This window comes from Bradyrhizobium sp. (genome assembly GCF_019242285.1).
In the GTDB taxonomy this organism is placed as follows: domain Bacteria; phylum Pseudomonadota; class Alphaproteobacteria; order Rhizobiales; family Xanthobacteraceae; genus Bradyrhizobium.
On sequence record NZ_JAFAVV010000585.1, the window covers coordinates 1 to 8,774 of the forward strand.

The 8,774-nt window shown below is 57.7% G+C and carries 7 protein-coding genes and 1 pseudogene; 7 read left to right on the forward strand and 1 reads right to left on the reverse strand.

The annotated features are described in order from the left end of the window. From JOY90_RS23790 to JOY90_RS23805, 4 genes are all read left to right on the forward strand, one after another. Positions 1–521 (forward strand): tannase/feruloyl esterase family alpha/beta hydrolase (locus JOY90_RS23790; protein WP_291693560.1); only part of this gene is annotated, 521 nt, incomplete at its 5' end. A gap of 511 nt (positions 522–1,032) precedes the next feature. Next, a complete protein-coding gene (locus JOY90_RS23795; RefSeq protein ID WP_291693561.1) occupies positions 1,033–2,667 on the forward strand; it encodes a carboxylesterase family protein in 1,635 nt (544 codons plus the stop codon). A 214-nt stretch (positions 2,668–2,881) separates the two neighbouring features. After that, positions 2,882–3,223, forward strand: coding sequence for a hypothetical protein (locus JOY90_RS23800; RefSeq protein ID WP_291693562.1), 342 nt, complete (start codon positions 2,882–2,884; stop codon positions 3,221–3,223). Positions 3,224–3,558: 335 nt separating this feature from the next. After that, positions 3,559–4,965, forward strand: coding sequence for an adenylate/guanylate cyclase domain-containing protein (locus JOY90_RS23805; protein WP_291693563.1), 1,407 nt, complete (start codon positions 3,559–3,561; stop codon positions 4,963–4,965). A 235-nt stretch (positions 4,966–5,200) separates the two neighbouring features. Here the strand turns inward: JOY90_RS23805 and JOY90_RS23810 are convergent, their stop codons facing one another. Further along, positions 5,201–5,803, reverse strand: coding sequence for a hypothetical protein (locus JOY90_RS23810; RefSeq protein ID WP_291693564.1), 603 nt, complete (start codon positions 5,801–5,803; stop codon positions 5,201–5,203). A 573-nt stretch (positions 5,804–6,376) separates the two neighbouring features. Here JOY90_RS23810 and JOY90_RS23820 point away from each other — a divergent pair. From JOY90_RS23820 to JOY90_RS23830, 3 genes and pseudogenes are all read left to right on the forward strand, one after another. After that, positions 6,377–7,522: a TAXI family TRAP transporter solute-binding subunit gene (locus JOY90_RS23820; RefSeq protein WP_291693565.1), complete on the forward strand. Its 1,146-nt coding sequence runs from the start codon at positions 6,377–6,379 to the stop codon at positions 7,520–7,522. Positions 7,523–7,668: 146 nt separating this feature from the next. Beyond that, positions 7,669–8,565: a TauD/TfdA family dioxygenase gene (locus JOY90_RS23825; protein WP_291693566.1), complete on the forward strand. Its 897-nt coding sequence runs from the start codon at positions 7,669–7,671 to the stop codon at positions 8,563–8,565. Between the two features lie 30 nt (positions 8,566–8,595). Beyond that, a pseudogene (locus JOY90_RS23830) lies at positions 8,596–8,774 on the forward strand (MFS transporter); the annotation flags it as partial.

Here is an 8,774-nt window from a genome sequence, read left to right on the forward strand (position 1 = left end):
TTGGAACAGACAACCCAGATCTGTCTGAATTCCGTGAACACGGAGGGAAGATGATCATTTATCATGGATTGGCTGATCTGTTGATCATGCCACGAGGCTCCTACAACTATTATAATCGCGTCACCAAGCACGCCGGCGGCCTACCCACCGTGCAAAAATTCTATCGGTTCTTCCCCTACCCGGGGAACAGCCACTTCGGCGGCAATCCCGATCAACCGAATGCGCCTTTGATCGATTCCTCGAGCTCAGGCGCGTTGTTCCAGGCCCTGGTCAATTGGGTCGAGCATGGGACGGCACCGGATTCGATCATTGCCTATAACAATCCGAATCGATCCCTTGCGACAGTGAGCCGGCCTATCTGCATGTATCCCGACAAACTCACCTACAACGGGACGGGTAGCACGAACGTCGCTTCGAGCTTCGTGTGCAAACATGAGTCGCATGACGAACTCATGGGCGAGGAGAAAGTGCTTACGGACGCCGACCTGATCGAGGACCATCACGACGATCACGATCATTGATCGCAATTGGAGCGGTTTGATCAATGAGCGCGCGTGGCCTGGAGCTCACGTGCGCTCTTTTGCTGTGCGAATGCAATATCGTCCGGGTGGGCGGGGGATATTCGCGAGTGCCCGGGAGACAGCGTTGCGAGAATAAAGTCAGCTTCCGGCCCATATAACCGCGATGAGATGGCCCGCCCGGAGCCGCGCGTCGGAATAAACTTCAGATGCGAATTCCTGCCTCGCCACTTCAATGATGTCGCGGGGTGCCCTCGGGGCGGCTCTCTTGCCGCAATCCCGCGAACCTCCGATCACAGGGCCAATCAAGCTGCGCGCGCGACATCTTGCATGAACGTACCAGTTCGTACAATATCAGCCCTCGGGTGCCGCGCGTGATCAGGCGTCGTCGGGGGAAGACAGCCGGCCCAGCTAACGTGGTTTGTGCAGGCCATCGAAAATGTCGGGAGGAGGCTTCATGAGCTGGACCACTATGATGCCATGCGTTGAGTTGAGGCGAACAGCGCTTCGGCCGTTGATCGCGGTCACATCGGCTCTTTACATCCTCTCAATGACGTCGGCGCCGCGTGCGTCGGCTCAGGCCGTCGCCAGATCGATCCCGGAAGACCCTGTCAACATCGATAGCGGCGCGGTTTCCGGAAAGCTGCTGGCGTCGGACGTAAAGGCCTATTTCGGAATTCCGTATGCCGCGCCGCCGCTCGGTGATCTGCGCTGGCGTGAGCCGCAGAGGATCGAGACTTGGCAAGGCGTCTATCACGCGGATCGCATGGGAGCTGAATGCATTCAGGTTCTGCGCCGTCACGACCTCAACCATTATTTTGGCGAGGAGGCGACCAGCGAAAATTGCCTCTATCTCAATATTTGGGCGAGTAAGGATGCGAAGCCGGGCATGAAGCTGCCGGTCATCGTTTGGATCTATGGCGGCGGCTTCACCCTCGGTTCGAGCGGAATTGCGATGTACGATGGCGAACACGTCGCCAGGAAGGGTACGATATTCGTCAGTTTCAACTATCGGGTCGGCATCCTCGGCAATTTGGCTCATCCCGAACTCACGGCAGAATCGCCGCATCATGGCTCCGGCAATTACGGCTTCCTGGATCAGATCGCGGCGCTGCAGTGGATCAAGCGCAACATCGCTCAGTTCGGCGGTGATCCCGACAACGTCACCATTACCGGACAATCCGCCGGCGCGATGTCGGTCTCGGCTCTCGAAGCAAGTCCGCTCGCCAAGGGCTTGTTCAACCGTGGTGTCGCAATGAGCCTGAGCATGTTCGATAGCCGCTTCAAATTTCCAACGCTGCCGGAAGCCGAGAAGACCGGCCTCGAAGTGCAATCGGCGCTGGGCGCGGCGTCATTCGCGGAGATGCGGCTGATCCAGGCCGACAAGATCCTTGCCATTCAGAAAGACTGCCAACTCGGCTGCGCCGGCACGATTGCCGTTTCGCCAGACATCGACGGCTATTTCCTGCCCGACACGGTGCCGAAGATCTTTGCCGCGGGCAAGCAGAACGACGTGGCAACGGTCGCTGGATTCACGCGCGACGAAAGCTCCAACGACCTACGCACCGCGGCTAGTCTGGAAGGCTACCTCGCCGCCGCGCGAAAGCTTCATGGCGATCAAGCCGAGCGCTTTCTGGCACTTTATCCGGCCAAGACCGACGAAGAAGCGAAGGCAATGGGGCTTCTCGCGGCACGCGAGGGGCTGGTCGAAGCGGGCACCCGTAATTGGGCGCGCGCGCAGCGCAAGACCGGCAAGGCTCCATTCCACATGTACATGTTCTCGCGCGTGCACCCGTTCGCCGCGGGCGTACAGTTCTTCGACAGCCCGCAGAAGATCGGCGCCTACCATACCTCGGATGTGCCCTATTGGTTCGGGACCCAAGATGCCTTCAACAAGTTCCGCGTCACGCGCGTCTGGACCGAGTTCGATCGCGCGCTATCCGAACGCATGATGGATACGCTTGTTGCATTCGCTCGCACCGGAGAGCCGAGCACCTCGGCGACGTCATGGCCGCAATGGACGGAGGACGCGCCCAAATATCTCGAATTCGGCGACGATACGGGGGTTCGAGAGGAAGATCGCGCGCGTATGGACTTCCACACACCTGCCAACGTGACCCCGTCGACGCCGCGTGTGTCGCGGGACTAGCGCCAGCGTGGTGCCGATGGACCACCGTACCGGCAGTAAGATATTTCAGCGGGGCTGATTGGGGCGACCATGGCACATTCGCTTCCTCGCCAACGCAAAAGCGAAAAGGTTGAAGCGCCGGGCGGTGGGGGATGCTGAGCAGTAAATATGCGCGCGTCGTGGCGCCGGCGATTGCCTCGGGAAGATAGCCAGAGCCTGGCTTTACGGTTGTCCGATGACCGAGCACGAACTCCTGCGAATCATAGCGTTCCTCGAACGAGTTCGGCAGCCGTTCCAGGAATTGGTTCCGATCGCGGAGGAGGACGCGACGTGGAATATGCTGCTTTTCCTGATCAAGAACCATTTGAACGGAACGCCCGTCGGCATCTCCACTCTGGCCTCGGTCGCCAAGGTTCCTCACGCGACCGCGATGCGGCGAATACATGCCCTGATGGAGCGATGCGATATCGTCGCCAAACCCATCAGCGAGACCGGAAGGAGAGTGAAGCTTCTGCAAGCGAGGCGTTGCTGGAAAACTTCATTCGATACGCCAGAAAAATCAAATCCTTGCTCCTAGTGTGAAGTCGAATCATCAATTTGTGGTAACAAGGTACGTCAATTGCGGATACCAGTGCGCGCGGCCGACGTCGGACGCTCAGCAATCCGATAGATCCCGACAAAGTAACAACGCAAAGGACTAGCCGAATTGGAAGCAGGACATCAAGCAAACGCGCAGGGCCTCGTAGAGCGGATTGATTTATCCCGCTCGCTGCTATTCAGGCGCCAGGTGGTCTCAACTTCTTGCCTCGTTTCCAAGAGCTGTGCCTTGCATTCGGCCTTGTCGCAATGCGATAATCACCGCTGAATTCACGCGTCGCGAGTAGCCTCGACAAACAGATTAAGCGTCATGCGATGAGCAAGAGCAAAGCTTTGTTTGGCGTTCTACGCCAGTCCGCTGACGCGAAATGTACCGCTGCCATTGAGCATGCGGTGCGAGAGGCGGGCGATCGCGAATTGTGCCGCATAAACGTACTCACTTTCGCCGCCGAGCGCGGTCTCGATGAAGAGAAGGTCATCGCCGCGTTCCTTCACGCTGCCCGTCTCGGCCTATTCGAACTGTCTTGGAACGTGTTGTGTCCAGGATGCGGTGGGGTCCTCAACGCCGGCGCCACACTGCGGACTCTTGATCGCGAAGAATACGATTGTCTGTTGTGCGCGGCGGGTTACCAGCCAACTCTCGATGAGATGGTCGAGGTAACTTTCACAGTGAGTCAACAAGTCAGGCGTATCGGCGCGCACAATCCAGATACGCTTTCTGAGGTCGAATATTATCGCCAAATTTTTTGGGGCTCTGGTGTCGATTTGCCAGAGACGTTGGGCGACAGCCTTGCCGAGTTCACCGTGGACTCAATTGAACTTCCGCCAGGCGAGAAGGCAGTTTTGTCTGTGCAGCTACCGAACGATTTCGTAATTGTGTTTGATCCCGTAACTCATGGGACACAGTTCCTTGACGTCAAAGGCGAAACGACGCGTGAGCGACAGACGCTATCGCTGGTGTTTAATAAGGTCCGAGCGCCAGCGGGCACCGTCGAGATGCGGCCGGGACCGCTGCGATTGACACTGGAAAACCGAACCGACCGGCGAGTACTTCCAGCACTGTGGATAGCCGCCGATCCACTCCACGATCTCTTGGGAAAGCGCAAGCTGTTCTTGACTGCCAAGCGGCTTCTCACCAACCAAACATTTCGTGACATTTACCGCGCCGACACCCTGGACGTCGACCAGCGGTTGAAAATCACCAGCCTGACCTTCTTGTTCACTGATCTAAAGGGCTCTACGGCGCTCTACGAACGCGTCGGCGACCTAGTGGCTTACGACCTCGTGCGGCAGCACTTTCGCGTGCTCAACGAAATTATAGCCGCTGAGACCGGTGCCGTGGTCAAGACCATGGGGGACGCGGTTATGGCAACCTTTCCAACGCCGGACCGCGCGCTGACGGCAGCACTCCGCATGCGCAGGGAAATGTCGCGGATCAACGAAGAGCGCCAGAACGACGATCTACTCTTAAAGATAGGCGTTCACGAGGGGCCGTGCCTAGCAGTCACGATGAACAACATTCAGGACTATTTTGGGCAGACTGTGAACGTGGCCGCACGCGTCCAGGGGCTGGCGTCCTCACACGCAATTTTTGCGACCAAACAAGTCGTGGAAGATGGAAAGGTCGCAAGTATGTTGGAAAACTCAGGCCTACGACCGACGATGCAACTCGTCTCGCTCCGCGGAATTACCGACGATACAACGGTATACGCAATTCCCTGACCGACTGCACAGGCCACATCCCTCACCTTGAATGCCAGCGAGGACGAATTCATAGCCCTTTGGGGTGGGTTGGCGCGCAACTACGAGGCCTTGTTCCGATGCCCCCGCTGGTGCGGTTGCTGTTTCCGCCTGTGCCCCGAGGCCACGGAATGCGGACCGATGGCCGGGCTGACGCCTCCCGTTGCCGCCTGAAGTGCAGGACGTGGGCGCGCAACCGCAGTGTCATTCGGTGTCGTCAGCGAGTCTGCCGCTGGCGTGGCGCTGAGCCAGAATGCGAGTTCAGCCGATTTGACCTGATTGTCGGATGAAAAATACTCATCCTGCCAGCTGTCGTCTGACGCGAGATGGCCGCTGGGCATGAAGCGGTCGATGACTTCGGCGCGGCGTCATGAATCTGCTTCCGCTCCAGGGCATAAGTGTCGTTGGTTTTCTGCTTATCAGCGGTGGTGCCCGGCATATTGGAAAAAATGACGTGAGCCTTTCCCTTGAGGCTCGCGAGATGCGCAATCAATTCCGGGTCTTCAAACTCATAAAGCGCACAATAGACGTCGCCTCCATTGCTTGAGGCGTCGTCAGACAACGTCGTGAGCGCTTCGATCATCTGACCTGCCAGATCGAGACGCAATGCATCGCCGGGTTTGTCGATGTGCTTTTCGAGCGCACTCACTATCGATCCGGCCGGTGTCCCGTTGTTCAACACAAGCGCCGTCGCCTGCGTCGCGAGAATCCCACGATTGAAACAGGCCGACAAGGTGCCGTAGTTTGGACTGAGCTGAATCTGGTTCGAGATTACGGGGCCATAAGGCATCGGTTGGAGATTACCCGGTGTGCCCGTCATCGGGGCCGTTCTCGACGGCCCAGTGGCTGCGCATGACCACCAATCGCCCATGCGGCTGCACGGAGGTGATCGGGATGATGGCCGCACACCTGACGGAGCATCTCAACGCTCATACCCAGAAACCCGCCGGCTTCTCATTTGTCGACGCCCGCTCGCTTTAACCAGGTAGCCGCTGTATGCCGCAATGTGTGCGGGGTAACCTTGCCAGGCGGCTCTGCGAGGTGACAGTTGTTTGAAGTGCCATTTTCACGGTCGTTATAGATGCTCAACTTTTCGGAGACGATGAGCCTTCGCTGCAACCAAGATCGGCGAAACTCTATCGTAACGGGGCTCGATCGCAAATTCTGAAACCAAAGGTCGACCGCATTCGCGCGCACTTTGTAGCAAAGCATCTTCCCCAATCTTGAGGCCTCAATTCGGTCATCGGTTCGACTTACCAACAACCGATGCAATCTTAGATATGCATGCAATCCTAGATATGCACGCAACCTTCGATCGGTGTGCGACCTTAGATCGGTATGGTAATCCCCAAAGAAAGTGCTTCGCCGTGTCGCTCAGAGGGGGGAGGACCGGATGCTCATGCGTCTGTGGTTGCTGTCGGTATTTTCGGTTGTTTTGGTTGCACTCGCGCTACCAGTACCTACCAAGTCGCAATCTCCGGAAATCCAACTCGCGCAACGTGCCTCGCGTCACGCGACTGCTGCATCGTCCGGGGAGGTGGGGAAGGTCGCTAGCGTGAACGACTGGACGGTCGGGATCGCGGGCGGCCTGTTGGAAGGGACATTCATCCGTTTCGCCGCAGAGCTTGCGAAGGCGCTGGATGATGGCGACAATCTTCGCGTCCTCCCCATTGTGAGCTACGGCGCGGCGGAGAATGTGAGCGACCTGCTGTATCTGCGCGGCGTCGACATGGCGATCACCTACTCGGACGACTTCGACCAATATAAGAAATCAGGCAGCGTGAAGAATATAGAGCAGCGGGTAAACTACATATCTCAATTGTATATTGGTGAGTTCCACGTCTTTGCCCGTCCTGAGATCAAGACCTTGGCGGATCTCGATGGCAAGAAGGTCGGTTTCAACACGAAGGGTGCGGGGCCGACCATTACGGGGCCGATCGTGTTCGAGCGCCTTGGGATCCACGTCGAGCCGGTCTTCATCAACAATGCTGTTGCAATCGAGAAGATGAAGACCGGTGAGATTGCCGCCATCCTCCATACGGTGGGCAAACCGAACGACCTGTTCACCAAGCTCCAACCGATTCCGGGATTTCATTTCGTCCCAGTCGAATATGACAAGAAGCTTTTCGACTATTACCTTCCTTCGACGCTCAGCCATGACGACTATCCAAACTTGATCCCGGAAGGCGAGTCGATCGAGACCATCGGCATTCCAGCGGTCCTGGCGGTGTTCAATTGGCAAAAAGGAAGCGATCGATACAGGCGGGTCGAGCGGTTCATTGATTACTATTTCGATCACTACGATCGACTGAAACAACCTTCGTTCCATCCGAAATGGAAGGATGTGAATCTGGCCGCGACGGTGCCGGGTTGGACGCGTTACTCCGTTGCCGAGCAAAAACTGAGAGGGATGGTGAGTGGATCGCTCAGTCCGCGTTACTCGGACGACGGCGACACTCGGCGGCCAAGCAATGGCGGTAGTGAAGATCGCTTGCAGAAATTCCTCAACTGGAAGCGTGAGCATGTTCAGCAACAATAGCCAGTCCTTGAGTTCTTCTCGGGCAATCATAACGAAAGCGGCCGGCAGGTTTGCCCCACTAGCAGACACCGAGGTCCAGTGCTCATCCCACGACGAACTGCGATACCTTTTCGCCGACAACGAGATCAGAGCTAGAGGAAAATCCGATGACTGCCAGCATTCATGACGCCCCTCGCGCCAGTATCTCGACCGCCGATATCAATGTCGTCCCGACCGGTCGCGGCGTCGGCGCCGAGGTGCGAGGGCTCAATCTTGCAAACATCGACGACACCGCATTCGCCCGGATCGTGCGGGCTTGGCACGACCACTCGGTGCTGCTGTTTCGCGATCAGCATCTCGATGACCATAACCTCATCGCGTTCAGCCGGCGGCTCGGGGATCTCGATTGGGCACCGGTCCAGGAAACCGGCCGGCGCTTCGTTGAGGGAATGCCGGAAATATATGTGGTGTCCAATGTCGTCGTGAACGGCGAGCCGATAGGCAGCCTCGGGGCGGGCGAGTCGGTCTGGCACACCGACATGTCCTATCTCGACGTGCCGCCCAAGGCGAGCATGCTCTATGCGCTGGAGCTGCCGTCGACGGGCGGCAATACCTCGTTCTGCAACATGTACAGCATTTACGACGCGCTGCCCGAAGGTCTCAAGACGCGCATCGCCAATATTAAAATCAAGCACGACGGAACCTATAACAGCGGCGGCTACATCCGCCAGGGCGTCACGCCATCGGACGATCCGCGCCTCTCCCCGGGCGCTGTTCATCCGCTGGTCTGCACCCACCCCGATACTGGCCGTCGCATGCTCTATCTGGGACGGCGCCGAAACGCTTATCTAGCCGGACTCGCGGTTGCGGAGTCCGAGGCGCTGCTCGATCAGTTGTGGTCGTATGTCGAGAGGCCGGAATTTGCTTGGGAGCATGTGTGGAAGGTCCGCGATCTCGTCATGTGGGACAATCGTTGCACCATGCATCGCCGCGATCCATTCGACCCGGCGTCACGGCGTGTCATGCATCGCACCCAGGTCAAGAGTGAGTTGCGACCAGCATAGGCCACCACTCACCTTGTTATGGAGCATACAATGCGTTCGTTGAAGTTTGGCGTATCGGGGATGGTCCTGCTGCTGCTATGCCTGATGTATCTGATTCTTTACGTCGACAGGGTCAACATCTCCACGGCGGCACCGCTCATCAAGGCGGACCTCAACCTCAGCAACACCGATCTTGGGCTTGCCTTTTCGGCCTTCGCCTATCCGTATGC

What these genes read in the sequence shown, in the direction of transcription:
- JOY90_RS23800 (WP_291693562.1), top strand. Translation starts at nt 2,882, where the DNA reads ATGACCGAGCACGAACTCCTGCGAATCATAGCGTTCCTCGAACGAGTT.
- JOY90_RS23805 (WP_291693563.1), top strand. Translation starts at nt 3,559, where the DNA reads ATGAGCAAGAGCAAAGCTTTGTTTGGCGTTCTACGCCAGTCCGCTGAC.
- JOY90_RS23810 (WP_291693564.1), bottom strand. Translation starts at nt 5,803, where the DNA reads ATGACGGGCACACCGGGTAATCTCCAACCGATGCCTTATGGCCCCGTA.
- JOY90_RS23820 (WP_291693565.1), top strand. Translation starts at nt 6,377, where the DNA reads ATGCTCATGCGTCTGTGGTTGCTGTCGGTATTTTCGGTTGTTTTGGTT.
- JOY90_RS23825 (WP_291693566.1), top strand. Translation starts at nt 7,669, where the DNA reads ATGACTGCCAGCATTCATGACGCCCCTCGCGCCAGTATCTCGACCGCC.